The sequence below is a fragment of the Arthrobacter sp. P1_B3 genome (genome assembly GCF_056406615.1).
Genome location: NZ_JBFTZV010000026.1, coordinates 1 through 24,247 on the forward strand (window position 1 = coordinate 1; position 24,247 = coordinate 24,247).

24 protein-coding genes are annotated in these 24,247 nt (G+C 68.2%); 8 read left to right on the plus strand and 16 right to left on the minus strand.

The features are described 5' to 3' along the window. The first annotated feature begins 175 nt into the window (after positions 1-175). Complete coding sequence (locus AC1D2F_RS20055; RefSeq protein WP_229994657.1) at positions 176-1,414, plus strand: DNA recombination protein RmuC; 1,239 nt, start codon at positions 176-178, stop codon at positions 1,412-1,414. A gap of 129 nt (positions 1,415-1,543) precedes the next feature. Here AC1D2F_RS20055 and AC1D2F_RS20060 read toward each other — a convergent pair whose 3' ends face one another. Together AC1D2F_RS20060 and AC1D2F_RS20065 are read right to left on the minus strand one after the other, a co-directional pair. Then, positions 1,544-2,632: a 4-hydroxy-3-methylbut-2-enyl diphosphate reductase gene (locus tag AC1D2F_RS20060; RefSeq protein ID WP_277522563.1), complete on the minus strand. Its 1,089-nt coding sequence runs from the start codon at positions 2,630-2,632 to the stop codon at positions 1,544-1,546. 9 nt (positions 2,633-2,641) lie between these two features. Further along, a complete protein-coding gene (locus tag AC1D2F_RS20065) occupies positions 2,642-3,502 on the minus strand; it encodes a hypothetical protein (RefSeq protein WP_476967557.1) in 861 nt (286 codons plus the stop codon). A gap of 232 nt (positions 3,503-3,734) precedes the next feature. Here AC1D2F_RS20065 and xseA point away from each other — a divergent pair, with 232 nt between their 5' ends. Beyond that, positions 3,735-5,021, plus strand: coding sequence for an exodeoxyribonuclease VII large subunit (gene xseA / locus AC1D2F_RS20070; protein ID WP_476967558.1), 1,287 nt, complete (start codon positions 3,735-3,737; stop codon positions 5,019-5,021). 83 nt (positions 5,022-5,104) lie between these two features. After that, complete coding sequence (locus tag AC1D2F_RS20075; protein WP_229994661.1) at positions 5,105-5,335, plus strand: exodeoxyribonuclease VII small subunit; 231 nt, start codon at positions 5,105-5,107, stop codon at positions 5,333-5,335. 25 nt (positions 5,336-5,360) lie between these two features. Here the strand turns inward: AC1D2F_RS20075 and AC1D2F_RS20080 are convergent, their stop codons facing one another. The 9 genes from AC1D2F_RS20080 to AC1D2F_RS20120 form a co-directional block, all read right to left on the minus strand. After that, a complete protein-coding gene (locus AC1D2F_RS20080) occupies positions 5,361-6,215 on the minus strand; it encodes a polyphosphate kinase 2 family protein (RefSeq protein ID WP_229994662.1) in 855 nt (284 codons plus the stop codon). Between the two features lie 70 nt (positions 6,216-6,285). Beyond that, on the minus strand, positions 6,286-7,506 hold the full coding sequence (locus AC1D2F_RS20085; protein ID WP_018773782.1) for a pyridoxal phosphate-dependent aminotransferase: 1,221 nt from the start codon (positions 7,504-7,506) through the stop codon (positions 6,286-6,288). Positions 7,507-7,697: 191 nt separating this feature from the next. Next, entirely contained in the window at positions 7,698-8,663 is a 966-nt protein-coding gene (locus AC1D2F_RS20090; protein WP_229994663.1) for an ABC transporter substrate-binding protein, read from the minus strand. Next, entirely contained in the window at positions 8,660-9,406 is a 747-nt protein-coding gene (locus tag AC1D2F_RS20095; protein WP_229994664.1) for an ABC transporter permease, read from the minus strand. Before AC1D2F_RS20095 ends, AC1D2F_RS20090 begins: the two co-directional genes overlap by 4 nt. Beyond that, a complete protein-coding gene (locus tag AC1D2F_RS20100) occupies positions 9,403-10,143 on the minus strand; it encodes an ABC transporter permease (RefSeq protein ID WP_229994665.1) in 741 nt (246 codons plus the stop codon). The genes AC1D2F_RS20095 and AC1D2F_RS20100 overlap by 4 nt, the downstream gene beginning before the upstream one ends. Further along, the gene (locus AC1D2F_RS20105; RefSeq protein WP_476967559.1) at positions 10,143-11,246 is read right to left on the minus strand and encodes an ABC transporter ATP-binding protein; all 1,104 of its coding nucleotides are present in this window, start codon (positions 11,244-11,246) and stop codon (positions 10,143-10,145) included. The genes AC1D2F_RS20100 and AC1D2F_RS20105 overlap by 1 nt, the downstream gene beginning before the upstream one ends. Before the next feature lie 227 nt (positions 11,247-11,473). Then, complete coding sequence (gene rsgA, locus AC1D2F_RS20110) at positions 11,474-12,619, minus strand: ribosome small subunit-dependent GTPase A (protein WP_364745994.1); 1,146 nt, start codon at positions 12,617-12,619, stop codon at positions 11,474-11,476. Between the two features lie 432 nt (positions 12,620-13,051). Then, positions 13,052-13,507 (minus strand): NUDIX hydrolase, encoded by a 456-nt coding sequence (locus AC1D2F_RS20115; RefSeq protein ID WP_229994666.1) that lies wholly within the window; start codon positions 13,505-13,507, stop codon positions 13,052-13,054. Positions 13,508-13,541: 34 nt separating this feature from the next. Continuing rightward, complete coding sequence (locus AC1D2F_RS20120; RefSeq protein WP_414645487.1) at positions 13,542-14,498, minus strand: N-acetylglucosamine kinase; 957 nt, start codon at positions 14,496-14,498, stop codon at positions 13,542-13,544. A 36-nt stretch (positions 14,499-14,534) separates the two neighbouring features. Here AC1D2F_RS20120 and AC1D2F_RS20125 point away from each other — a divergent pair, with 36 nt between their 5' ends. Next, positions 14,535-15,581 (plus strand): nitronate monooxygenase, encoded by a 1,047-nt coding sequence (locus AC1D2F_RS20125; protein ID WP_476967560.1) that lies wholly within the window; start codon positions 14,535-14,537, stop codon positions 15,579-15,581. A gap of 126 nt (positions 15,582-15,707) precedes the next feature. On the opposite strand, the gene AC1D2F_RS20130 is transcribed toward AC1D2F_RS20125, so the two are convergent. Then, positions 15,708-16,715: a LysR family transcriptional regulator gene (locus tag AC1D2F_RS20130; RefSeq protein ID WP_476967561.1), complete on the minus strand. Its 1,008-nt coding sequence runs from the start codon at positions 16,713-16,715 to the stop codon at positions 15,708-15,710. Between the two features lie 94 nt (positions 16,716-16,809). Between AC1D2F_RS20130 and AC1D2F_RS20135 the strand changes: the two genes are divergently transcribed. Further along, a complete protein-coding gene (locus tag AC1D2F_RS20135) occupies positions 16,810-18,153 on the plus strand; it encodes an MFS transporter (RefSeq protein WP_476967562.1) in 1,344 nt (447 codons plus the stop codon). 33 nt (positions 18,154-18,186) lie between these two features. On the opposite strand, the gene AC1D2F_RS20140 is transcribed toward AC1D2F_RS20135, so the two are convergent. Continuing rightward, positions 18,187-19,350, minus strand: a complete 1,164-nt coding sequence (locus tag AC1D2F_RS20140) for a trans-sulfuration enzyme family protein (RefSeq protein WP_476967563.1) — start codon at positions 19,348-19,350, stop codon at positions 18,187-18,189. Between the two features lie 133 nt (positions 19,351-19,483). Here AC1D2F_RS20140 and AC1D2F_RS20145 point away from each other — a divergent pair, with 133 nt between their 5' ends. After that, positions 19,484-19,981 carry an Lrp/AsnC family transcriptional regulator gene (locus tag AC1D2F_RS20145; protein WP_229995409.1) on the plus strand — a complete coding sequence of 166 codons (498 nt, stop codon included), beginning with the start codon at positions 19,484-19,486 and terminating at the stop codon, positions 19,979-19,981. A gap of 46 nt (positions 19,982-20,027) precedes the next feature. Here AC1D2F_RS20145 and AC1D2F_RS20150 read toward each other — a convergent pair whose 3' ends face one another. Next, entirely contained in the window at positions 20,028-21,305 is a 1,278-nt protein-coding gene (locus AC1D2F_RS20150) for an MFS transporter (RefSeq protein ID WP_476967564.1), read from the minus strand. A 176-nt stretch (positions 21,306-21,481) separates the two neighbouring features. Between AC1D2F_RS20150 and AC1D2F_RS20155 the strand changes: the two genes are divergently transcribed. After that, positions 21,482-22,021, plus strand: coding sequence for an Lrp/AsnC family transcriptional regulator (locus AC1D2F_RS20155; RefSeq protein WP_229995407.1), 540 nt, complete (start codon positions 21,482-21,484; stop codon positions 22,019-22,021). 7 nt (positions 22,022-22,028) lie between these two features. Continuing rightward, the gene (corA, locus tag AC1D2F_RS20160; RefSeq protein ID WP_229995406.1) at positions 22,029-23,024 is read left to right on the plus strand and encodes a magnesium/cobalt transporter CorA; all 996 of its coding nucleotides are present in this window, start codon (positions 22,029-22,031) and stop codon (positions 23,022-23,024) included. Here the strand turns inward: corA and AC1D2F_RS20165 are convergent. Then, complete coding sequence (locus AC1D2F_RS20165) at positions 23,021-23,344, minus strand: hypothetical protein (RefSeq protein WP_229995405.1); 324 nt, start codon at positions 23,342-23,344, stop codon at positions 23,021-23,023. The two genes, corA and AC1D2F_RS20165, sit on opposite strands and share 4 nt — an antisense overlap. 142 nt (positions 23,345-23,486) lie before the next feature. Continuing rightward, entirely contained in the window at positions 23,487-24,188 is a 702-nt protein-coding gene (locus AC1D2F_RS20170; protein WP_476967565.1) for a hypothetical protein, read from the minus strand. Between the last annotated feature and the right edge of the window lie 59 nt (positions 24,189-24,247).

The following is a 24,247-nucleotide window of genomic DNA, read 5'->3' on the forward strand; positions in this document are numbered from 1 at the left end:
GTGCTGGGGCCGTGTGGAGGCCGGCGCGGGGGCCCGCGCGGGGCTTGCTTCGGCGGCCCGTGCCAAGGCTTGGGCGGCGGCCCGCGCGGGGGTTCCGGCCGTAAGACCGGTGTAAATCCCCGGTGTTCCGGGCGTCGAAGCCAAAACTGTCACAGGGGCATGCCACAGTGAAGTCATGGATGCTTTTGCACTGATTCTTGCCCTGCTCATGCTGCTCACCGGTGCCGTCGCCGGCGCCGCCGTCGTCTATTTCCTGCTGCACCGGCGGTACCTTGCCGTGGAACAGGACTTCGACGGCGTATCGGCCCGGCTGTCCGACGTCAGCGCCCAGTTCGCCGCGGCCGACGCCGAGAGGCGCCTTCTCGCGGCCCAGAACCGGGAGCTGGGTGAGTCCCGGAACCAGGACGGCAGTGTTCTCCGTGCGCTGGCGCCGGTGGCGGAGAAGCTCACTGCCGTGCAGCAGCAGGTGTCCCTGCTCGAACGCGACCGGCTGGAGCAGTACGGCCAGCTTGCCCAGCAACTGCAGGAGGCCCGCCTGTCCGATGAGCAGCTGCTGCGCTCCACACATGCGCTCGAGTCTGCCCTGCGCTCCAACAGCGCCCGCGGCCAGTGGGGCGAGGTCCAGCTGCGCCGTGTGGTCGAGGCAGCAGGCATGCTGCGGCACGTGGATTTCCACGAACAGGTCCACAGCGGGCAGGCCCACGGCTCCGGCCCGGACGGCAGCCTCCGGCCCGACCTCGTGGTGCAACTGCCCGGCGCCAAGCAGCTCGTAGTCGACGCAAAGGTCCCGCTGGCGTCGTATCTCGCCGCCCAGGACCTCGGCGCCTCCCAGACAGGCCAGCAGTCCTCGCAGCTGCCCGGCAGCCAGCAGGCGCACCTCGCCGCCCATGCCAAGGCCCTCAAGGCCCACGTGGACGCGCTGGGCAGCAAGAAGTACTGGGACATCCCCGGCAACTCTCCGGAGCTGGTGGTGTGTTTCCTGCCGGCGGAGTCCATTCTGGCCGCCGCGCTCTCGGCGGACCCGGCCCTGCTGGACTATGCCCTGTCCAAGAACGTGGTCCTGGCCTCCCCCGGGACCTTGCTGGCGGTGCTGAAGTCGGTGGCGTTCACGTGGCGCCAGGACGTCTTGACGGACAGCGCCCGGGAACTCTTCGAGCTCGCGCGGCAGCTCTATGACCGGATGGGCACGCTGGGCGAGAACGTCACCAAGCTGGGGTCCTCGCTGAAGACCTCGGTGGAAAGGTACAACTCCATGGTCGGGACCCTTGAGGCCCGGGTCCTGCCCACCGCCAGGAAGCTGAACGCCCTGGAATCCGCCGGTCTGGCCACTCCGCCCGCCGTCGAGGTCGCGCCGCGCGCAGTCGCAGCCCCGGAACTGCAGCCCCGGGACGAGTCCGAAGAGTCCGCGGCCTAAGACGGGTCAGTTCCGACGGCTGAGTGCCCGGGACTGTCCAGTTCCTCGGACTGTGCGGCTCCCAGGGCTGTGCAGCTCCTGGGAGGGTCCAGTTCCCAGGGCTGTGCAGCTCCTGGGACGGTCCAGTTCCTAGGACTGTTCGGGGCGGGTGCCGCGGCCGCCGAGGGCGCGGGTGACGTCGCCGGCCTGCTTCAGGGTGGCCCGGAGCTCCTTGGGCAGGGAGAACAGGAGGTCTTCCTCGGCCGTGACGACTTCCTCGACCGATCCGTAGCCGTAGTCGGCCAGGAGCCGGAGCACGTCCTTGACGAGGACTTCAGGGACGGAGGCCCCCGATGTCACACCTACCGTGGCGACGCCCTCGAACCAGGTCTCGTCAACCTCGTTCGCGAAGTCGACCCGGTAGGAGGCCTTGGCGCCGTATTCCAGTGCCACCTCCACGAGGCGGACGGAGTTCGAGGAGTTGGCGGAGCCCACCACGATCACGAGTTCCGCCTGGGGCGAGATCTTCTTGATGGCCACCTGGCGGTTGGTGGTGGCGTAGCAGATGTCGTCGCTGGGCGGATCCTGCAGGGTGGGGAACCGCTCCTTGAGCAGGCGCACAGTCTCCATGGTTTCGTCCACGCTGAGTGTGGTCTGCGAGAGCCAGATGACCTTCTCCGGGTCGCGGACCGTGACCTTGTCGACCTCGTGCGGGCCGTTGATGATCTGGATGTGCTCGGGAGCCTCGCCGGCGGTGCCTTCCACTTCCTCATGGCCGTCGTGGCCGATCAACAGGATGTCGAAGTCATCCTTGGCGAACCGGACGGCTTCGCGGTGCACCTTGGTGACCAGCGGGCAGGTCGCGTCAATGGTGCGCAGTCCGCGGTCCTCGGCGGACTGGACGACGGCGGGTGAAACTCCGTGCGCGGAAAAGATCACGAGGGCACCTTCCGGGACCTCGTCGGTCTCATCGACGAAGATGGCGCCTTTCTCCTCCAGGGAGCTGACCACGTGGACGTTGTGCACGATCTGCTTGCGGACGTAGACCGGCGGGCCGTAGTGCTCCAGGGCTTTTTCCACCGCGATGACCGCACGGTCAACGCCGGCGCAGTAGCCGCGCGGGGCTGCCAGCAGGACTTTTTTGGGACCGGCGACAGGGGCGGCCGCCAGAACGTCTTCCGGTGAACGCCGTCGGCGCGGAACAGATGGCATCGGAACGGAAACAGCGGTGGAGGTCATGCTCCCATGCTACCGGTGTTCAATCTTGCCCCGTTTGCGGCCCCCGGCGACGCGGACAGCCACGCCTGTGGCCAGCAGTGCTGCTCCCGCAACAGCGGCAGCGACGATCCACTGGCCGAAGCTGGCAGAGCACGCCGCGACGAACTCGTTCTTGAAGAGCTCCGCCACATCGTTGCCGCTCGAGGTCCCGGCGACGGCGGTGCTGGCGGCATCGCTGGCCAGCTTCCACACACCGGCGACCACCAGCGCGCCGACGCCCATGCCGACCAGGACGGTCCACCGGCGTCGGGCCGCCACGAACGCCAGCACGAAGGCGATGCCCGCGCCGACGGCAACGGCGTAGCCCATTGGGGCGTAGACGGTGACGCGTTCGATCAGCTGGCGCTGGTTGGACTGCCCGATATGGATCAGCACCTGGCCGGGCGCCTCCAGCGGAAGGGTGGTCGCCTCGCTTACCTGTTTGGCCACCAGCCCGGCAAGCGGTGCGACATCCAGGGTGAGCGACGAGGTGCCGTCAATTTCCGGCGGCAGCGTGCTGGGGTCGGCGAACGTGAGGCGGTGGCTCTTGCGAAGGGTTTCGGCCCACGCCTCGGAGTAGCCGGGCAGCCCCGTGAGCGATTGTGCCGCGTTGTCCATGACCGGCCGGGCAAGCTCCGTGAGGGCCGCAGGGATGCCGGCGCTGGAAGCCACGCCATCGACGGCGGCCGTGGCGAGCCGTTGCTGGAACGCCGGGTCCTTGCCCAGCGGTGCGGTCAGGGCTACGAAGCCGTCTTCCTGGACGATGTTGCGGTCAACCCACATGGCTGGAACGGCGACGGCTGCCATCAGAAGCCCGATAAGGACGGCGGCGGAGGAGACAAAAGTGCGCAAGGGATTCCTAGGAGGTTGATGGCGTCCCTCCCATCCTAGGGCGGGGCCGGGCGCGGCCATAAAAGTCGGGCCCCGGTGGTAGAGCTATGGATAGAGTTGACAGAGACAACTTCCGGCTGCCGGCCGGCCCACCCGCCGGGGTGCGGGCCGCCGGCAGTCCCCTCGGGCAAAAGGACACGCACGCATATGCATAAGGCACTCCACAGGGCACTCTCGGCCATGGAGCCCACGCATGCCTGAGGACGCGGCGGCGGCCACCACGCTACCGGCCACCGCGGCTCAAACCAGCCCGGACAACCCCTGGCCTCTGCAGTTGCTGTCCCAGAAGCTCAAGATGCACATCGACCGCGCGCCCTCGGCATGGGTTGAGGGACAGGTGATCGAGCTCAACCGGCGTGGCAGCAACGCCTACTTGACGCTCCGGGACATCGACGCCGAAATCTCGCTGCCGGCGTCGGTCTGGACCACCGTGCTGGACCGCCAGGACGCTCCGCTGGAACGCGGCTCCCGGGTTGTTGCCCTGATCAAGGCCGAATTTTGGCTCAAGACGGGCCGGCTGAACATGTCCGTGAAGGACATCCGGCCCGTGGGGCTCGGCGACCTCCTCGCCAGGATTGAGCGGCTGCGCCACGCCCTCGCCGCCGAAGGGCTCTTTGCCGATTCCCGCAAAAAACGCCTCCCCCTGCTCCCGCACCGGATCGGCCTGATCACCGGCCGCGACTCTGACGCCAAGAAGGATGTGCTGCGCAACGCTGCCCTGCGCTGGCCGGCCGTCGAATTCGAGATCCGCGAAGTAGCGGTCCAGGGCAACACCGCCGTAGCCCAGATGATCGCGGCATTGCGGGAGCTCGACGCCCACCCCGGGGTCGACGTCATCGTCATCGCCCGCGGCGGAGGCGCCCTCGAGGACCTGTTGCCGTTCAGCAGCGAGGAGCTCATCCGGGCTGTCGCGGACGCGTCCACCCCCGTGGTGAGCGCGATCGGGCACGAAGCGGACCGGCCCATCCTCGACGACGTCGCAGACCTCAGGGCTTCAACGCCCACAGACGCGGCGAAGAGGATCGTTCCGGATGTCGCGGAAGAGCTCGTCCGGGTCCGGCAGGCACGGGACCAGCTCCGTCGCGGGGTCACCCGACTCGTTGAACGCGAGGGCGACCGGCTGGCGTCCCTGCGCTCCCGCCCCGTGCTGCTCTCCCCCGACGTCATGATCACCCAGCGCCACGACGACGTCGAACGGCTCAAAGTCCGCTCGCACTCCGCCATCAGCGCCGCCGTCGTACGGGCAGCGGACCAGCTGGTCCACCTCAAGGCGCAGGTGCGCGCGCTCTCACCGCAAAAAACGCTGGACCGCGGCTACGCGGTGGTCCAGCTCGCCGGCTCCGGAGCGTCCGCCGCGACGCACCGGGACGTGGTTCGGCACCCCACGCAGGCGCCCGCCGGCACGGACCTTACGGTACGGGTGGCCGGCGGCCGGTTCACCGCCCAGTCCACCGGCGGCCAGGAGCCGGCCGAGGAATAACCCGCCCGGACCAAACAACAGCACCAGACGGCACGCAACAGACACCGCGGACGCAGTAACCGCATCAACCAAGGAGCATCCACATGGCAGCAGAATCCAGCCCGAACGCCGACATCGAGGCCCTCAGCTACGAGGACGCCCGCGAGCAGCTGGTCGCGGTGGTGGGCAAGCTGGAGGCCGGCGGCGCCAGCCTGGAAGAATCACTCGCGCTGTGGGAGCGCGGCGAGGCACTGGCCAAGCGCTGCGAACAGTGGCTGGAAGGCGCCCGCAAGCGGCTCGCCGCCGCCCGGGACCAGGCTGCGGACAAGAACTAAACACCTGCTTTTCAAAGACCGCCGGTCAGGACCGCTGCACCAGTTCGCGTTCCATGTCCATGTCCAAGTCCGGAACCGGCCATTTGAGATTCAGGCCTTCGAGGGCCTCCAGTAGGAGCTGCTGCACCACGATGCGGGCGTACCACTTCTTGTTGGCCGGCACGACATGCCACGGCGCCAGCTCCGTGCTGGTCTTGTCCAGGGCCGTCTGGTAAGCGTCCATATAGTCGGCCCAGAAGGCCCGTTCCTTAAGGTCCCCACTGCTGTACTTCCATTGTTTGGCGGGGTCCTCCAGACGGGCCAGCAGCCGGTTCTTTTGCTCATCGCGGCTGATGTGCAGCATGACCTTGACGATCTTCGTTCCGGCGGCCGCCTGCCGGGCCTCGAATTCATTGATGGCCCGGTAGCGGCGCTCCAGTTCCTCGGCGTCCGCCCAGTGGTGCACCCGGTGGATCAGGACGTCCTCATAGTGGGAACGGTCGAAGACCCCAACCATGCCGGCCGCTGGCACTTCCTTTTCGATCCGCCATAGGAAGTCGTAGGACTGTTCCTCGGGCGTGGGCGCCTTGAACGACTTCAGCTGCACGCCCTGCGGATTCATCTGGCCCATCACGTGGTTGACGATGCCGCCCTTGCCCGCAGTGTCCATGGCCTGCAGGACCAGCAGCACGCGTTTCTTGCCGCCGGTCCTGGACTCGGCGAACAGCTGCTCCTGCAGCTGCGTGAGCTTGCCGTCGAGTTCGCCGAGCAGCTGCTCGCCGTCGGCCTTGCCGCCGTCGTAGCCCGGCGTCGAGCCCGGGTCCAGCGATTCCAGGCTGAAGCCCTTCCCTACCTTGAGGAGTTTCGAGGGTTGGTCATCGAACGTCGCAGAGTCTGCCATCAATGCCTCTTTCCGGTTGACGCAGCCGCAGTAGGCGGAGCAGGAGCCCCGTTGCGCCGCTGACCGAAGCCTAGTTCCCCTTGTACCGGCTCAGGAAGTCCGCCATGCGGTTGATCGCTTCCTCGAGGTCTTTGACGTTTGGCAGCGTCACCATCCGGAAGTGGTCCGGCCGAACCCAGTTGAACGCCCTGCCGTGGGACAGGAGGATCTTCTGCTCGCGGAGCAGGTCCAAGACGAATTTCTCGTCGTCGCGGATGTGATAGACCTCGGGGTCCAGCTTCGGGAACAGATACATCGCCCCGCGGGCCTGCTGCGTGCTTACGCCCGGGATGGCGTTGAGCATGTCGTAGGCCTTGTTCCGCTGCTCCAGGAGACGTCCCCCGGGCAGGATCAGGTCGTTGATGCTCTGGTAGCCGCCGAGGGCAGTCTGGATGGCGTGCTGGGCAGGAACATTGGCGCAGAGGCGCATGTTGGCGAGCAGGTTGATGCCCTCGAGGTAGTCCGCGGCGTCTTTTTTCGGCCCGGAGATGGCCATCCAGCCGGCCCGAAAACCGCAGACCCGGTAGGCCTTGGAGAGCCCGCTGAAGGTCAGGCACAGGACGTCGTCGCCGGTGAGCGAGGCGAGGTTTACGTGCACCGCATCTTCGTAGAGGATCTTCTCGTAGATTTCGTCGGCGAAGAGCACGAGGCCGTGCTTCTCGGCGAGGGCGACGATCTTTTTCAGCGTCGCTTTGGGGTACACCGCACCCGTGGGGTTGTTCGGGTTGATGACCACGATCCCCTTGGTGCGCGGAGTGATCTTCGCTTCCATGTCCTCGAGGTCGGGCTGCCAGCCGGTTTCCTCATCGCAGAGGTAGTGCACGGGCTTCCCGCCGGCCAGGGCAACCGAGGCGGTCCACAGGGGGTAGTCCGGGGTGGGGATGAGGACCTCGTCGCCGTCGTCGAGCAGGGCCATGAGCGACATCGTGATCAGCTCGCTGACGCCGTTGCCGAGATAGATGTCATCCACGTGGATGTTCTGGATCCCGCGGGTCTGGTAGTACTGCGAGACGGCGGTGCGGGCCGAGAAAATGCCGCGCGAGTCGCTGTAGCCCTGGGCATGCGGCAGGTGGCGGATCATGTCCACCAGGATCGCGTCCGGCGCTTCAAACCCGAACGGGGCCGGGTTTCCGATGTTCAGTTTGAGGATGCGATGACCCTCCGCCTCCATCTGCTGGGCGGCCTGAAGAATCGGTCCACGGATGTCGTAAAGGACATTATGAAGCTTGGTGGACTGCTTGAATTCTGCCATTCATCAAATATGCCATATGGAGGATGTACTTCCGCTGAGACATGACTCACACGCGGACGCGGCAGTAACAACAACGACGCCGGTGCCCGGGCTGCAAGCCCGGGCACCGGCGTCGACGGCAGGTCAGCCGTGGTCACTGGCCGGCGGGGTTCGCCGCGGCATGTAGCCGCCGCGCTCCCCCGCCCTGCCGGCTACTGCTTGACGATGCCCTTTTCCTTCAGCCACGCGTCCGCGGCGTCCTTCGGGTTCTGCTTCTGGCTGCCGCTGACGGCACGGTTGAGGTTGATGAGGTCTTCGGTGGTGAGGACCTTGGACACGGAGTTGAGGGCTTCCTTCGCCTTGTCCGTCATCTTGGCCGAGTTGTACAGCGGCAGCACCTGCTGGGCGATGAAGTTGTTCTTCGGATCCTCCAGCACCACGAGGTCGTTGTCCGGGATGGACGGGGTGGTGGTGTAGATGTCCGCGACCTGGACCTGGTCCGAGAGCAGTGCCTTGAGCGTGACGGCGCCGCCGCCGTCGCTGAACGGCTCCAGCTTTTTGGGCACGCAGTTGTAGTTCTTCGCCAGGCCGGGCAGGCCGTACGCGCGTTCGGCGAAGGTCGCCGGGGCGCCGATTACAAGCTCGCTGCAGACCTTCGCCATGTCTTCGATGGACTTCAGCTGGTGCTTCTCGGCAGTGGCCTTGGTGACCACCATGGCGTCCTTGTTCTCGGCCTTGGAGGCATCCARCACGGCCAGGCCCTGCGGGAGCTTGGTCGGGAGCGCCTTCGCGATGTCATCGGCCGAGACCTCGGTGGCGTCCTTGTTTACGTACAGCAGCAGGTTGCCGCTGTAGTCGGGAACGACGTCCACCGAGCCGTCCTGGACGGCTTTGAAGTAGACCTCGCGCGAGCCGATGTTCGGCTTGGTGCTGGCCGTAACGCCCGCGGCGTTCAGGGCGCCGGCATAGACCTCGGCCAGGATCTGGCTCTCGGGGAAATCAGCGGAGCCGATCACCAGGGCGCCGCCGGAACCGGAGGCGCCGCCGCTGCTGGCCGGTGCCGAGCTCAGCGGGTTGGATGAGCCTCCACAGGCGGACAGTGCCAGGGCCAGGCCCACGCCGGCGGCCAGGCCGCCGAATGCGCGCCTGCCGAGCGCTCGTTGGCGGGATTCGTTCATGACGTACCTCCTTGAACAGCAGTCTCCGTGTATACGGAGTCTGTGAGATCAACCGCAGCCTTCTGGCTGCGGTTCGGCTGGAACGAGGCACCCCGTGACAGGAACAGCCTCTGAATAAGGGCCAGGACAAGGTCGACGCTGATCGCGAGGCCCGCGATCAGCAGCGAACCGCCCAGCATCTGCGGGAAATCGGAAAGCACCAGCCCGTCGAACAGGTAGCGGCCCAGACCGCCCAGGTTGATGTACGCGACCACCGAGACGGTGGCGATCACCTGCAGCACCCCGGTCCGGAACCCGCCGTACATGACGTGCAGTCCGTTGGGGAATTCCGCCCGGAACAGGACCTGCCACTCGGTCATGCCCATGGCGCGGGCGGCGTCCACCACGTTGCGGTCAACGCTGGAGATCCCGGCGTAGGTGCCGGCCAGCAGGGGCGGGACGGTCAGGATCACGAGCGCCCAGATCGGCGGCATCAGCCCGATGCCGGCGATCAGGACGAACAGGGTCAGCAGGCCGAGGGTGGGCAGGGCCCGCAGGGCGCCGGCGAGTGCCACGACGGCAACCCGCCCGCGGCCGGTGTGGCCCACATACAGTCCCACCGGAATGGCGATGGCCATGGCGATCAGCATGACGAGCCCGGTGTAGGCCAGGTGCTCGAGAAGCCGCACCGGGATTCCGCTGCTGCCGCTCCAGTTCGCCGGATCGGTGAGCCAGTCGGCGGTGTCCGTGACGACGTTGCTCATGCGTTTCCCCCTCCGGTCTTGGGACGCGAAAGCCGCATCGCCGCGGCAGCGGGGCCGGTCTTGTCCGGGCCGGCGCCTGAATCGGTGCTGCCGCCCGTGGCCGCCGAGGCGCGGGTCCAAGGGGTCAGCAGCCGTTCCATCAGCACCAGGACGGCGTCCATGAAGAGCGCGAGGATCAGGATCGCGATGATGCCCACCACGACCTCGGTGACGAAGTCCCGCTGCAGTCCCGAGGTGAACAGCATCCCGAGGTTGCCGATCCCGAGCAGGGCCGCGACGCTGACCAGCGAGATGTTGCTGACGGAGACCACGCGCAGCCCGGCGAACATCACCGGCAGGGAAAGCGGCAGGTCAATCTGGAGGAACCTGGCAAATGGTTTGAAGCCCATGGCGACGGCGGCCTGGCGGAGGTCCTCGTCCACCGAATCGAAGGCATCCAGGGCGGCGCGGACCAGCAGTGCCACCGCGTAAATGGTCAGGGCGACCACCACGTTGACGGGATCCAGGATCCGGGTACCGAGGACGGTCGGCAGAATGATGAAGAGCGCCAGCGAGGGGATCGTGTACAGCAGCGAGGACCCGGTGAGCACCACGGAGCGCCGGGCACGGCTCTGCCGGGCAACTTGAGCCAGCGGGATGGCGATCAGCAGGCCTAAGATCATCGGCAGGACGGCGAGGACAAGATGCTGGCCGGCGAGCGTGAAGACCTGCTCCTTGTTGGCCAGGAACCACTCCATTAGAGGACCCCGTGACGGACGTTGCGGTCCGATTCGATCACTTCGAGAACCTCGGCGGCGACAATGACCCCCGCTGCCCGGCCGTCGTCGTCCACGGTGACGCCAAGCCCTGACGGCGAGGACAGGGCCGCGTCCAGTGCCCGGCGGAGGGTGTCCCCCTTGCGGAAGAGGGAGCCTCCGGGAACCATTTCCGCGCCGGCTCCGCTGGCGCTGCCGGGCCCGGCCCAGCCCAGCGGACGCAGCGCGCCGTCGACCACCAGCTGCCAGTCGTCGGAGCTGCCCTCCGCCTGGAGCTGTTCGAGCGTGATGGTGGGGACGGGGTGGATGGTGACGCCGTCGGAGGGGCTGAACGCAAGGTGCCGGAACCCGCGGTCGCGGCCCACGAAGGACGCCACGAACTCGTTGGCCGGGGCCCGCAGGATCTCGGCAGGGGCGGCGTACTGCGCCAGTTTGCCGCCGATGCCGAACACGGCCACTTTGTCGCCCAGGACAGTGGCCTCATCGATGTCATGGGTGACGAAGACGATCGTCTTGGCCAGGTCTCGCTGGAGCCGCAGCAACTCCCTCTGGAGTTCATCGCGGACCACGGGGTCCACGGCACTGAAGGGCTCGTCCATGAGCAGCACGGGCGGATCGGCCGCGAGCGCCCGGGCCACGCCGACGCGCTGCTGCTGGCCGCCCGAAAGCTGGGAGGGGTAACGCTTGCCGAGGGAGGAGGCCAGCCCGACGACGTCGAGCAGTTCCTGCGCGCGCTTGCGGGCGTCCCCTTTGGACACCCCATTAAGCCGGGGAACGGTGGCGATGTTGTCCAGCACGGAGCGGTGCGGCATCAAACCGGAGGACTGCATGACGTAGCCCATGGACCGGCGCAGCTGCGCGGCGGGCACTGACGTGACGTCGGCCCCGCCGACGGTGATGATGCCGGACGTGGGTTCCACCATGCGGTTGATCATCCGCAGGGAGGTGGTCTTTCCGCAGCCGGAAGGTCCGACGAAGACCGTGATGGCGCCTTTGCCGATGGACATGGTCAGTCCGTCAACGGCGGGCTGGCCACCCTGGTACTGCTTCGTGACGTTCTGGAACTCGATCATGGCTTCGGCCATTTCCGGGCTTACCTAACTGTTGGCGGCAACATCGACAGGGACCAGCCAACTGCTCATCAGTGTACTGGCCATAAAGCAGTTAGCTCATAGACTAACCAGCGCCCCGGCCTATGTCAGCGGCGCGCGGCTCCCGTAAGGCTTCGGAAGCACAACGATTTTGGATGGGTGGCGCGCCGGAAGAGCTCCCGGCGCGCCACCGGGACCGTTGAGTCACCGCGCGGTGCGCCTCAGCGGGGCCGCCGCCGGCCGCCCTTGGCGCCGCTGGCTTTGCCGCCCCGGTCGCGCGCGTTCTCATGGTTGTCACGTTCGGCCGACCGCTGGCTCTTGCCCGCCACCGCGATCTTCTGGTGCCATTCGCGCTGGTAGGCCCGCCGCGCGGCCGCGTCGTGGCGGCGGGCCAGGGCGGCGAGTTCGCGCTGCAGCTTCAGGTAACTGGCCCAGCGGCGGTCGTCGAGTCCGCCGTCGGCGAGCGCGGCCTGCACGGCGCAGCCGGGCTCCCGGCCATGCGCGCAGTCCGAGAAGCGGCAGTGCTCGAAGAGCTCTTCTAGGTCGCCGAACATCTCCTCCATTCCTTCGTCGGCGTCGAAGATCCCGAAGCCGCGCACCCCGGGCGTGTCCATCAGGACGGCGCCGCCGGGCAGGGGAACGAGCGCGCGGGACGTGGTGGTGTGCCTGCCCTTCCCGTCACCGGCGCGAACGGTCCCGATCTCCTGGGCCGCGACGCCGGCGAGGGCATTGATGAGCGTGGATTTGCCGGCGCCCGAGGGCCCCAGCAGCACCAGCGTGCCGCCGGGTGGCAGATGGCCCAGCAGTTCGTCGAGGCCGTCGCCGTTCTCGGCAGAGGTGGTGACGACGTCGACGCCGGCCGATTGGCGCACGACCGTCCCCACGACGTCGTCCGCGAGATCCGCGATGTCCGCCTTCGTGATGATCACGAGCGGAGTGGCGCCGGAGTCCCAAGCCGCGACCAGCGTCCGTTCGAGCCGGTTGTGCGTGAGCGGGCGGTCCACCGGAACGACGATTCCCACGACGTCCATGTTGGCGCCAAGGACCTGTGCTTCAGAGGAGGCTTCGAAGGCACGCTTGCGGCTCAGCTCCGAGTGGCGCGGCAGTATGCCCGCGATGGCGGGCTCCCCCGCCGCGTTCGAGCCCAGCCAGACCCAGTCCCCGGTGACGGGAAGCTCCCCGCCGCGGGGGTAGGGCAGGTGGGCGGCCCCGTCGCCGTCGGCCACCAGGACGAGGTTGCGGTCCACCCGGATGACTCGGCCCCGGCGGTGGCCTCCTGGCACGGGATGTGCCGCGAAACGCTCCGCGATGCCCGCCGTGTAACCGTAGTGGACCGGCCCCTCGGGGCCAGCCGCATTGGAGTGCAGGGCTGAATTAGTGGTGGCTGAATTAGTGGTGGCTGAATTGGGGATGGCTGCAGTAGGGACGGATGAACTGGCAACAGATGAATCGGTGAAGAGGGCGCCACGGGCGCCGGGCGATGCAGCATGAGTGGTCAACGAAAACCCTTTGATGGGGCCCGTGGTGCGGTGCAGGTGCGCTGCGGCGGCAAGGGACGCCGCGCGCGTGGAGACTAGCGCTGGATGGCTAGGCTGCGCCGTGGGACGGGGCAGGAGTAATGATTTGGCTTGTATCGGTGCGCTGCGCGCTCAGAAATATCGCATTCATTGCTTCCACCTCCCCATCGTCGGCCGGCTTGCTGCGGCCGGCTCCTGGCTGATCCCGTCTACTGCGCTGTGTCGTCTACTTGCGCTGCGGTTTCTACAGAATAGCCATGGCGCCTGCGCCTGGCTAGCGATTTAGCCGGAAAGTTTTCCGTTCAGCGGCCTCTCGCGGTACAGGCGCAGTCCGGCGTCCACCAGCGAGACCCGGTTCAGCTCCGCCACCGCATGCAGCGGAATCCAGGCCGCGTGGGTGGTGCTCCCGTTCACTTCGTGGCGCAGGTCCCCGCCCGTGATCGCCGCCTCGTAGACCAGCCGGAGCGACTGGAAGTCCCGCTCGCCGCCGTCGAGCCGGACTTCGGACGGCCAGTGCCCGACGTCGATCCCCAGCATGGCGCCAACCTCGGCGTCGTAGCCGGTTTCCTCGTGGATTTCGCGGCGGCAACCGTCAACAGGGTGTTCGGCGAGGTCCAGGCCGCCGCCGGGCAGCGTCCATCCCTCGCGGCCGTCCTGCTTCCAGTACGCCAGGAGGATCTCGGCGTCGCGGATGATGACGGCGTAGGCGGCGGGCCGGGTGTCGAATTGCATGCTCATGCCTCCAGCGTAGTGGCCGGAGGATTGCCCCCCGCTAGTCCTGTTCCGCCACCAGCTGGAGCACCCCGAAGACGGGCTCCTGCGCCAGGACCCGGACATCGGTGATCCCCGCGACGGCCAGTGCCGCGCGGAAGGACTCCTGCAACCGCGGCACGTTCATGCCCAGACCGCTGCCCAGGATGACGGGACCCTCGATGCCGAGCTGCCTGACGGACTGCGCGGCCAGGTCGGCGAGGTCGCGCCCAGCCTGATCAATGAGGGCCTGGCTCGGCGCGTGGCCGGCGTCTGCGGCTTCCACCACGAGCCGGGCCTGCTGGGCCCAGAAGCGGCGTCCGGTCGCGGGCGAGTGGAACATGGCGATCAGCTTGTTCGGGTCATCCGCCCCGCAGGAGGCCAGCAGGGCCCGGGTGAGTTCGTCCGGTTCCAGCCCCTGGTTCATCCGCCGCAGGCTGTGGCGGACGGCCTCCCGGCCCAGCCAGTAGCCGCTGCCCTCGTCGCCGAGCAAGTAGCCCCAGCCCCCGGCCCGGGCTTCCTCACCACGGCCGTTCCTGCCCCACGCGGCCGAGCCAGTGCCGGCGATCACGGCGACGCCGGTGCTGGCGCCGCCTGCGGCGAGCAGCAGCCGGGAGTCATGGACCACTGTGATCCGTGCGCCGGGTACGTGGGGGGCGATCAGTGCCGCGAGCGCCGCGGCGTCGTCGTCGGTGTCGATGCCGCCGGCCCCCGCGTAGACCTGGGCCACTTCTCCCCCGCCGATCCTGCCGAAGAGTTCCGCCAGGTTGCGGGCGGCTTCCTCAGGGCTGACGTTCTGGACGTTGGAGCTGCCCACCGATTCGTCGGCCACGGGCGTGCCTCCTTCGAACCGGACGCCTCTGGTTTTGGTGCCGCCGATGTCCAGGCCGATCACAGCGCCCGTCGTCGCTGCCGGGGTGGATGGCGTGGTGGAAGATGGAACGGAGTCCGCCGCCGGCGGGAAGTCAGTGTTAGTCACTGGAACAGGTTACTGAACCCCTGCAAGGAGCCCGCAATGCCCCAGGATCTTTTCGGCACACCCGTCATCGCGGCGCCCATGGCCGGAGGAACCTCAACGCCGGCCTTCGTCGAGGCCGTGCACCGCGCCGGCGGGCTTGGCTTCCTGGCCGCCGGGTACAAGAGCGTGGCGGCCATGCAGGCGGAAGTCCGCACCATCCGGGAGTCCGGCGCCCGCTTCGGCATGAATGTGTTCGTCCCGGATCCGGCCCAACTGCCGCCGTCCGCGGCGGTGTTGGCGGAGCTCGAGGACTACCGGCTGCAGTTGCGGGCCGATGCCCGGCGATACGGCGTGGAGCTCCCGCAGTTGCGGCTGGATGACGACGACGAGTGGCAGGCAAAGATCGATGCCCTGCTGGCGGACCCCGTGGAGCTGGTCAGTTTCGCCTTCGGGCTACCCGGCCTCGACGTCGTCCGCGCTCTGCAGCGGGCGGGATCGGCGGTGCTTGCCACTGTCACCACCGCGGCCGAGGCCGTTCAGGCGGCAGAGCAGGGCGTGGATGCCCTGGTGGTGCAGCACACGAGCGCCGGCGGACACAGCGCGGCGTTCCTTCCGGCCTCGGGGGCAGTGCCGGGCGGGGCAGTGCCGGGCGGCACGACGGCGGAGCTGCTCGCGGAGGTGCGGTCCGTCGTCGGCGTCCCGCTGGTGGCCGCGGGGGGCATTATGGATGCGGCCGGGCTCGACGCCGTGCTGCGCGCCGGGGCTGTTGCTGCCCAGCTGGGCACCGCGTTTCTCCGTACGGACCAAAGCGGCGCCAGGCAGCTGCACAAGGATGCCCTGGCGGATCCGCATTTCACGCGTACCCGGCTGACGCGCGCCTTCACCGGCCGGCAGGCCCGGGCCTTGGAGAACGAATTTGTCCGCGACCACCCCGAGGCACCTGAGGCCTACCCGGCGGTCCACCACCTGACGGCTCCCCTCCGGGCCGCGGCGGCAGCAGCCGGCGACGCGGAGCGCCTGAACCTGTGGGCGGGCACGGGTTGGCGCCAAGCGCAGGCCGGACCCGTCGCCGACGTCGTGCACGGGCTGCTCGCCGGCCGCTGACCGCCGCAGGCCCCCAGAACCTCGCGGGCCCCTGAACCCCGAGATCGCCGGAAACGTGCGAAACCGCGGTCCTCTTACGGCGATCTCGCGGCCAACCGGCGACCTCGGCGCGCCCGTCGGCCCGGCTCAGCCTCCCGAGCGTTCGCGCACGAAACCAACCAGGAGTGCGGGCCCGTCGCGCAGCACGAGTTCGCGGAACAAGCGCACGGGATCAGGTTCGGCATCGGCCCCGGCATTCCGCGAAACCGGCTCCCGCCACGCGAGGCCGATCTCGCGGAACGCCAGGGCCGAATCCAGGGGAATCTCCACCCACCCGGGCCCGCCGTCATCGGCGCCGGCCCCCGGCGACGGGAGCTGCCGCCCCGGCGCGGAACCGCCCGGCGGCAGGATGCTGACGCCGAGCCCGGCCGAGACAAGTCCGCGGACGGTGTGCGAGTCCTGGCTCTCGAAGGCAATCCGGGGGCGGAACCCCGCCTCCCGGAACAGCGCATCGGTCAGCGAGCGCATGCCGTAGCCGGACCCCATCGCCACGAACGGCTCCTGCCGGATTTCGGCGACCCGGACCCGACGGCGGCCGGCCAGGGGATGCCGGTGGTGCACCACCAGGCGCAGCGGTTCCCGGTACAGCGCAGCCGAACCGATTCTCTTGCTTGGCGCGGCCACGGGTGCGGTGAGCGCCACGTCGGCGGAGCCCTCGGCCAGTTCCGCGAGGCAGCCGTCCCGTGCGCCCTGGCTGAGGTCAAAGGCGGTCTGCGGGTGCCGGCTCCGGAACGCACTGATGAGCAGCGGCAGCATCGCCTCGCCGAAGGTGTGCTGGAACGACACAGCAATCCGGCCGCGGACCACTTCCGATTCGTGCCGGACACGATCCAGCCCCGTCTGGAATTCGTCGAGAGCGGCCTCGATGTGGGGCAGGAGCGTCTTCGCCGCGGGCGTCAGCCGCACGCCGCGGCCGTCCCGGATCAACAGCTCAGTCCCCACGATGGCGCTGGCGCGCGCTATTGCACGGCTCACCGTCGACTGCGGCAGGCCCAGGAGCTCAGCCGTCTCGGTAATGTGCTCCGTCCGCCCGAGTTCCGCCAGCAGCGGCAGGAGGGGCAGCAGCTGCACGAGCTGCCTGTGTTCGACGTCCATGGGCCCTTCCTCCGTGCACTGTTCCATATTTGCTATCTATTCTATGGAAATCATGCATTGGAAGCATGCCCCGGGCAGGCTTTAGCCTGAGGGCATGCCACGCTTTTCCGCACCCTCCGGCGCCGGTCCCAGTCCAGTGTCCAATCCTGCAGCTGATCCTGCAGCTAACGCTGCTGCCTGGGCTGGCCATCCGAAGGGCTCCGCGGCCTACCGCCGGATCCTCGCCGGGCTTGCCTTTGCCGGCGTCGCGACCTTCGCCCAGCTTTACTCCACCCAGGCGGTGCTCCCCCTCCTGGCGGCGGATCTCCACATCTCGGCCGCCGAGGCCGCGCTGACGATTTCCCTGGCGACGGTGGGGCTCGCCCTGACGGTGCTCCCGTGGTCCTTCCTGGCCGACCGGATCGGCCGCGTCCGGGCAATGATGTGGGGCATCTCCGCGGCCACCATCCTGGGACTGCTGGTCCCCCTGGCCCCGAGCTTCCCCGTGCTGCTCAGTCTGCGGATGCTCGAGGGAATGGCCCTCGGCGGCATCCCCGCCATCGCGATTGCCTACCTCAACGAAGAGGTCAACAAGGCCCATGCTGCCCTTGCCGCCGGAAGTTATGTCGCCGGGACCACCCTGGGCGGCCTTGCCGGCCGGCTGGTCGCCGGACCGGTCGGGGAACTGTGGGGATGGCGGGCCGCGGCCCTGGCCGTCTCCGTTTTGGCCACCGGAGCCGCTGTCCTGTTCCTCGTCCTCGTGCCGCGGGCCCAGGGGTTCACCGCCGCGGCCGCGGGCGGCATCCGCGGGGCCTGGTGCACGCTGGCCGGCCATGCCCGCAATCCCCGGCTGCTGGCCCTTTACGTCCAGGCCTTCCTGCTCATGGGCGGCTTCGTGGCCGTCTACAACTATCTGGGATTCCGGCTGTCCGGGGAACCGTTCAGCCTGCCGGCCACCGCGATCAGCCTGATCTTCCTGGCCTACCTCTCCGGAACCGTCTCGGCGCGCTGGGCAGCGGGGCTGACGTCACGGTTCGGCCGGCGCACCGTCCTGATCGCCGGCACCGTACTGATGGCGGGCGGCCTGGCGCTGACGCTCACGGAGCTGCTGGTCCCGATCCTGGTGGGATTGCTGCTGTTCACGGGCGGCTTCTTCGCGGCCCACAGCATCGGTTCCGGCTGGACCGGACTGATCGCCACGACGGGCCGGGCGCAGGCAGCCTCGCTGTACAACCTCGCCTACTACCTCGGCTCCAGCGTGCTTGGCTGGGCCGGCGGCCTGATCTTCCAGCGGTTCGGCTGGACGGCCCTTGCCCTGACGGTCATCGGACTGGCCGGCGCGACGGCGGCAATCACCGCCGTCGCGCATCCCGCGCCCGCGTCCGCAACCGGAGCGGCGCGCGGAACCGAAGCCGCCGGCAGCAAGGCCGCCGGCGGCGGAGCCACAGTAACCGGCTAGATGCCCTTTCCGGCTAGGCGCCGGGTCCGCCGGCTACCGGGTTGCCTCGATCGCCTGCACGAGGTCGGCGACGATGTCGGCCGGGTCCTCCAGCCCCACCGAGATCCGCAGCAGGCTCGCGTGCGGCTTGGCCGCGGCTTCGACCGGCCGGTGGGTCAGGCCGGCCGGGTGCTGGATGAGGGTATCGATCCCGCCGAGGGAGACGGCGTGCGTGATCATGCCGACGGCGGCCGGGATCCGCTCGGCGTGCTCGGCGCTGGCGAGCTCGAAGGCCATCAGCGACCCCGGCCCGGACATCTGCGTGCCCACAAGGCCCTGCGGGTCGCATTCAGCCAGTCCCGGGTAGTAGACCTGCTTCACAAGCCCGTGCCCGGCCAGGGCAACCGCGACCTTTTCAGCGCTGGCCTGCTGGGCGCGGACACGCACAGGCAGCGTCGCCAACCCGCGGTGCAGCAGGTAGGCCGGCCACGGTGTCAGGATTCCGCCGGTCACGGCCCGGATCTGGCGCAGGCGCACCGCCCATTCAGAGCCGGCGGCCACTACGCCGCCCATGGCGTCACCGTGGCCGCCGAGGAACTTCGTGGCGCTGTGCAGCACCATGGCGGCACCGCGCATGAAGGGCTGCTGCAGCACCGGGCTGGCGAAGGTGTTGTCCACCAGGAGCGGCACGCCGTCGGCGGCGTCAGCCACGCGGGCGATGTCCACCAGCTCGAGGGTCGGGTTCGCCGGCGTCTCCAGGATCACCAGGCCGGTGTCCGGCCGCAGGGCGGCGCGGACGCCTTCCGGCGTCGTAAAGGTGACCTCGTTGCCGAGGACGCCGGAGGCGAGCAGGTAGTCGCTGCCGCCGTAAAGAGGCCGCACGGCGACAACGTGCTTCTTGCCTGCCGCCACAACTGCGAGGAGCACCGCGCTCAGCGCCGCCATGCCGGTGGCGAAGGCGACAGACTCGGGGGTCCCTTCCAGGACGGCGACGCCATCTTCGAAGCGTGCCACCGTGGGGTTCCACAGCCGCTGGTACACGGTACTTTGCCCCTCCACATGCGACCCGCCCGTGGCCATGTGCTCGTAGGCAAGGCCTCCGTCGTGCACGGACGGCAGGGGTGCCGTCGTGGACAAATCGATGGGCACCGCATGGACGCCCAGTTCCGTGAGCCCGTTCCGGCCTGCGTGGACCGCCAATGAATCTTGAGAGAGCACCCTTACTCCTTACGAATATTCGCCATTGAATTCCGCAAGTATCTGGCAATAATTCGAGCTTTTGTAGGGCATGTGAATGGAACTGTCGGATAGTGCCGTTTATGATGAATAGACCACACTACGAGGAGGATCCGTGAGCAGCAGTGCGAAGAATGTTCGGCCGGGAGCCAGCGAGCCGCTGGACGCGATCGACGAGCGCCTGCTCGCTGCCCTCGTCGCGGACGCCCGCATCTCGAACAAGCAGCTGGCAGAGCTCGTGGGGATCGCGCCGTCGACCGCGCTGATGCGCACCCGCGCCCTGTCGGAGCGCGGCATCATCGAGGGCTTCGAGGCCAATCTGAGCCTGTCCGCGATCGGACGCTCGGTCCAGGCCCTCATTGCGGTCCGGCTCCGGGCCCACGACCGCGAGCAGATCGACCGGTTCACAGCCCGGGTGCCCAAGCTCCCGGCAGTGCTCTCGACCTTCCACACGTCCGGGTCGGTGGACTATCTGCTGCACATCGCCGTGGCCACCACCGAGGACCTTCGGGACTGGGTGCTGGACAACCTGGCCACCGACCCCGTAGTGGGCCACACCGAAACCACGCTGGTCTTTGACCACATCCAGGGCAACCACGGCCCGTTGCCGTAACCGGGGCGACGGCGCGCCCGTTGCCGACCGCGCACTTGCCGGCGCACTAGACCTGCTGGCGCACATGGACCGGCTGGCGCACATAGACCGGCTGGCGCAGGGCGGTCCGCAGCGTTACGGCCGCCAGCGTCAGCGCGGCGGCGGCGCACAGCGTGACGAAACCGGCGACGGCGGCCTGCAGCCCGACCATACCGGCCGCGAGCCCCAGTCCGATCACGGGGAAGGCGCTGCCAAGGTACGTGATGACATAGACGGTGCTGATGATCTGGGCGTGCCGGGCGGCCTCCACCTTGCCGGCGACGTCGTTGAAGACGGTCCGGAAGGCCACGCCCTGCCCCACGCCGGCAGTGATGCTGGCCAATATCAGCAGCCACGGGCTGCTCCAGGCAGCGGCCGCAGCGATCAGCAGGACGGAGACGCCCAAGACAGCCAGACCGGCGGACACGGCAAACCGGCCCCGGACGGCCAGCAGCTGGCTCAGGGCCGAGGAACCCAGCGTCAGCCCGGCCAGCAGGCCGATCAGCGGCCGTGAGTCGGCGTGGACAATCTGGGCGAAATAGCCAGGCGCGAGCGAGAGGCAGAAGCCGAAGACCGTAAAGCTCAGAAAGCCCACGGAGGACGCCAGCCAGAAGGCGCCGCGCGCGTCGCTGGAGACCGAAGGCCGCCGCGGCGCCAGGACACGCAGCGGCTGGGGTCCGGCATGCAGGCTGATGGCGGGCCGCGCCTTGAGCAGGTAGAGGGGCACCAGCAYGGCCGCGAGGACGACGGAGTGCAGGTAGTACGGGGTCGTCGTCGGGCCCGGCAGGAGTGAAAGCAATCCGCCGATCGCGGGACCGGCCGCGACGCCCCCGGCCGAGGCCAGGAGCGTGAACCGGGAGGCCCACTCCGGACGGCTGGGCAGGAGTTCGCGCAGGGCAGCCGAGCTGGCGCCGGTGGCGAGCGCCACGGCGACGCCCTGCAGCGCGCGCCCGGCGCAGAGCGCCACGAGGCTGTCCGCGGTGGCGAAGACAAAGCCGCCGGTCAGGCCCACCAGTACCGCCAGCACGAGGGCGGCGCGGCGTCCGATGTGGTCGGACCAGTGACCGGCCAGGACCAGGGTGGCCACGAGCGCCAGGACGTAGGCCGAGAACGCCACCGTGACGTCGAGCGCCGTAATTCCCAGTTTTGCCTGCAGCAAGGGGTACAGCGGAGTCGCCAGATTCGCGCCGACGAGCAGCGTAAAGATCACGACGCCGGCCATTACGAGCCGTGCGGTGGTGGAAGCGTCCCAGCCCCAGCGGTCAGCTGTGGCCGGGCGCATGCGAAGTTCGCTGAAGACTGTCATGGCCGTGCCCTTGCAAAGTGCAGGCCGGGCTTTCCCTGTTGTGGGGGAAACACCCGGCCTGGTTGAAAGATTGGTACCTACAGAATGCAATACCAATGATCTACATGGCCAAATTCTGTGTCAAAATTGAGCAAAACAGTCATTCTCTGGCTGTTGAAGTGAACTGGAGTGATGATTTGAACAGTCTGGACCCCACCGACCTCAAAATTCTGCTGGAGCTGATCCGGGATCCGCGGATCCAGATCGGCGACCTCAGTGATGCCCTGGGCATCGCCCGGAACACCGCCCAGTCGCGCGTGCGGCGCATGCTGCGCTCGGGCGTGTTGCACGACGGCGGCCGCGAAATCGACCTGGAAGCGGTGGGGTACGACGTCGTCGCCTTCGTGACGATCGAGGTCAACCACCGGGAACTCGACGGCGTCGTCGGGGCCCTGCGGCTGATCGCCCAAGTCCTGGAAGTCCATGAGATCTCCGGGCGCGGCGACGTCTGGTGCCGGGTGGTGGCAACGGATACGCACAACCTCCAGGCGGCCCTCCGGTCGATCCTTCGGATCAAGGGCGTCATCCGCACCGAGACCGTACTGGCGCTGCACACCCATATCCCCTACCGGACCGAACCTTTGATCAGCCGGCTCGCCCAGGGCAACGCGCTGACCCCCGGCCGGTCCGCGCCGCGGCGGGCCGATCCCGCCGAACCCCAGATGAACAAAGGATAATGTCCCGGTGACTATCATCGACAACGCCGTCTACGTGGACGGAATACGCAGCGCCGAGCCGCGGAACCTCGAGCAGACTTTCGAGACCCTGACCGAGCGCGGGGGCATGGCCTGGATCGGGCTCTACCGGCCCACGCCCGGTGAAATGGCGGCTGTGGCGGCGGAATTCGGCCTGCACGGGCTGGCGGTCGAGGATGCAATTTCTGCCCATCAGCGCCCCAAACTGGAACGCTACGACGACAACCTGTTCACTGTTCTCCGGCCTGCCCGGTACCTGGACGAGACCGAGACCGTGGAGTTCGGCGAACTGCACATCTTCACGGGCAGGAACTTCGTGGTCACCGTCCGGCACGCCGAGACGAAAGTCGTGGGCCAGGTCCGGCGCCGGCTGGAGGACCGACCCGACCTGCTGCGCCACGGCCCCGAGGCCGTCCTGTACGCACTCATGGACCAGGTGGTGGATGACTACGGGCCCGTGGTGGCCGGGCTCGAAAACGACATCGACGAGATAGAGGACCAGCTCTTCAGCGGCGACCCGCTGGTGTCCCGGCGGATCTACGAACTCGCCCGGGAAGTCATCCATTTCCAGCGCGCCATCCACCCGCTCCCTGCAATGATGCAACAGCTCCGGCGGGGCTTCGAGAAGTACCGGGTGGACACGGAACTGCAGCACAGCCTCCGCGACGTCGAGGACCACGTGGAGCGGCTGATCTCCCGCGCCGATTCCTTCCGTGACCTGCTGCAGAACGCGCTCACCCTGGACGGGACCCTGACCGCCAACCGCCAGAACGAGGCCAGCGCGGAACAAAACGAGCAGGTCAAGAAGATCTCGTCGTGGGCCGCGATCCTCTTCGCACCGACATTTGTGGCCGGACTGTACGGCATGAACTTCGACCACATGCCGGAACTGCACTGGACGTTCGGCTACCCGATGGCAGTCGCGCTCATGGCCGCCACGGCGGCGCTGATGTACACCATCTTCAAGAAGAAGGGCTGGCTCTAGCCGGAAGCGCGGCGGTCCCGGACCTGGACCATAAGCCGCCGGAACGCCAGGATAAAGACGACCTCGGCCAGTACCATGAGCCCGAGCAGCAGCCACTTCCCGCTGCCAATGAATACGATGGCCCCGATGAGAACCAGAATGCTGCCAAGCGCTAGGGAGTAGACGGCAAATCCGAGGGCAACCTTGGCGCTGCGGACGCCCGTGCGGAAGCCGAAGCCCTGCGGTTCCCCGCCGGGGTAGCCGGCGACCCTGTCCGGGCCTGCGGGCTTGAGCTGGTCGAACTCCTCCCACGGGTCGCGGTCCTGCTCCTGGTTGGTCATGTTCTTATTATCTCGCGGACCGGACCGTCGCGCCCCTGAAGGCGGCCGGCCGTGACGTTATTCGCGGCATCCCATTTTCGCGCCGTCACAGCGACGGCGGCCCGGACCAATGGTCCGGGCCGCCGTTTCAGAGCTGTTCGCGCTACTTGTTGTGGCGGTGTTCGCCGGAGCCGCCGTGCTCCTTGGACTTGCCGGAGTGATCGCTTCCGCGGTCCTCAGCGTCGCCGCGGTGTTCGGAGGCGTTGGCCTGGCCAGCGGCGCGGTGCTCGTTGGCATTCTGGTGCGCCCATCCGCTGTTGCCATTCCACTGGTGCGAGCCGTCGGATTCCAGCGCATCGGCCGAGTCCTGCTCATCATCTTCGGCCGGTGCCGGAGACTCCGGAGCGGCGGGTGCTGGAGACTCGGGAGCGGCGGGGGCGGGGGCAGCAGGTCCATTCTCGTCGGAGTCCTCGTCCGTGCCCTGATCGTCCGCGTCCTGGCCGTCGGAGTCCTGGTCCGTGCCCTGATCGTCCGCGTCCTGGCCGTCGGCTTCGGGAGTCTCCGGCCCGGCCGGATCGCCCGACTCGGCGGACTCTCGATCATCGGCTTCCTCGTCGTCGGCTTCGGGAGTTTCGGCCCCAGCCGGACCGCCCGACTCGGCGGACTCCTGGTCGTCCGCTCCCGGCGTCTCAGGCTGAGCCGTCGCGGTGCCGGTCGACGTCGTGGTCGACGTCGGGTCAGCCGGAAGATCTGGGGTCACGGTAGCGGCTGCGGCGCCTGCGCCGCCGGTGACGACGACGGACGCAACAACTACTGCTTTGCCGGTGGTGCCCAACGCACCAAGCCAGCCGAAGATTCCTGCCATGAGAGAGATACCTTTCAACGCGGCGAGTGAGACCGCTGCCGGTCCCCCATCGGCAGCCA

Excerpts from the sequence above, each read along its gene's own strand:
- AC1D2F_RS20170 (WP_476967565.1), bottom strand. The coding sequence starts at position 24,188 with ATGGCAGGAATCTTCGGCTGGCTTGGTGCGTTGGGCACCACCGGCAAA.
- AC1D2F_RS20105 (WP_476967559.1), bottom strand. The coding sequence starts at position 11,246 with ATGGCCGAAGCCATGATCGAGTTCCAGAACGTCACGAAGCAGTACCAG.
- xseA (WP_476967558.1), top strand. The coding sequence starts at position 3,735 with ATGCCTGAGGACGCGGCGGCGGCCACCACGCTACCGGCCACCGCGGCT.
- AC1D2F_RS20165 (WP_229995405.1), bottom strand. The coding sequence starts at position 23,344 with ATGACCAACCAGGAGCAGGACCGCGACCCGTGGGAGGAGTTCGACCAG.
- AC1D2F_RS20095 (WP_229994664.1), bottom strand. The coding sequence starts at position 9,406 with ATGAGCAACGTCGTCACGGACACCGCCGACTGGCTCACCGATCCGGCG.
- AC1D2F_RS20075 (WP_229994661.1), top strand. The coding sequence starts at position 5,105 with ATGGCAGCAGAATCCAGCCCGAACGCCGACATCGAGGCCCTCAGCTAC.
- AC1D2F_RS20060 (WP_277522563.1), bottom strand. The coding sequence starts at position 2,632 with ATGACCTCCACCGCTGTTTCCGTTCCGATGCCATCTGTTCCGCGCCGA.
- AC1D2F_RS20085 (WP_018773782.1), bottom strand. The coding sequence starts at position 7,506 with ATGGCAGAATTCAAGCAGTCCACCAAGCTTCATAATGTCCTTTACGAC.
- AC1D2F_RS20115 (WP_229994666.1), bottom strand. The coding sequence starts at position 13,507 with ATGAGCATGCAATTCGACACCCGGCCCGCCGCCTACGCCGTCATCATC.
- AC1D2F_RS20135 (WP_476967562.1), top strand. The coding sequence starts at position 16,810 with ATGCCACGCTTTTCCGCACCCTCCGGCGCCGGTCCCAGTCCAGTGTCC.
- AC1D2F_RS20100 (WP_229994665.1), bottom strand. The coding sequence starts at position 10,143 with ATGGAGTGGTTCCTGGCCAACAAGGAGCAGGTCTTCACGCTCGCCGGC.
- AC1D2F_RS20125 (WP_476967560.1), top strand. The coding sequence starts at position 14,535 with ATGCCCCAGGATCTTTTCGGCACACCCGTCATCGCGGCGCCCATGGCC.
- AC1D2F_RS20080 (WP_229994662.1), bottom strand. The coding sequence starts at position 6,215 with ATGGCAGACTCTGCGACGTTCGATGACCAACCCTCGAAACTCCTCAAG.
- AC1D2F_RS20130 (WP_476967561.1), bottom strand. The coding sequence starts at position 16,715 with ATGGACGTCGAACACAGGCAGCTCGTGCAGCTGCTGCCCCTCCTGCCG.
- AC1D2F_RS20055 (WP_229994657.1), top strand. The coding sequence starts at position 176 with ATGGATGCTTTTGCACTGATTCTTGCCCTGCTCATGCTGCTCACCGGT.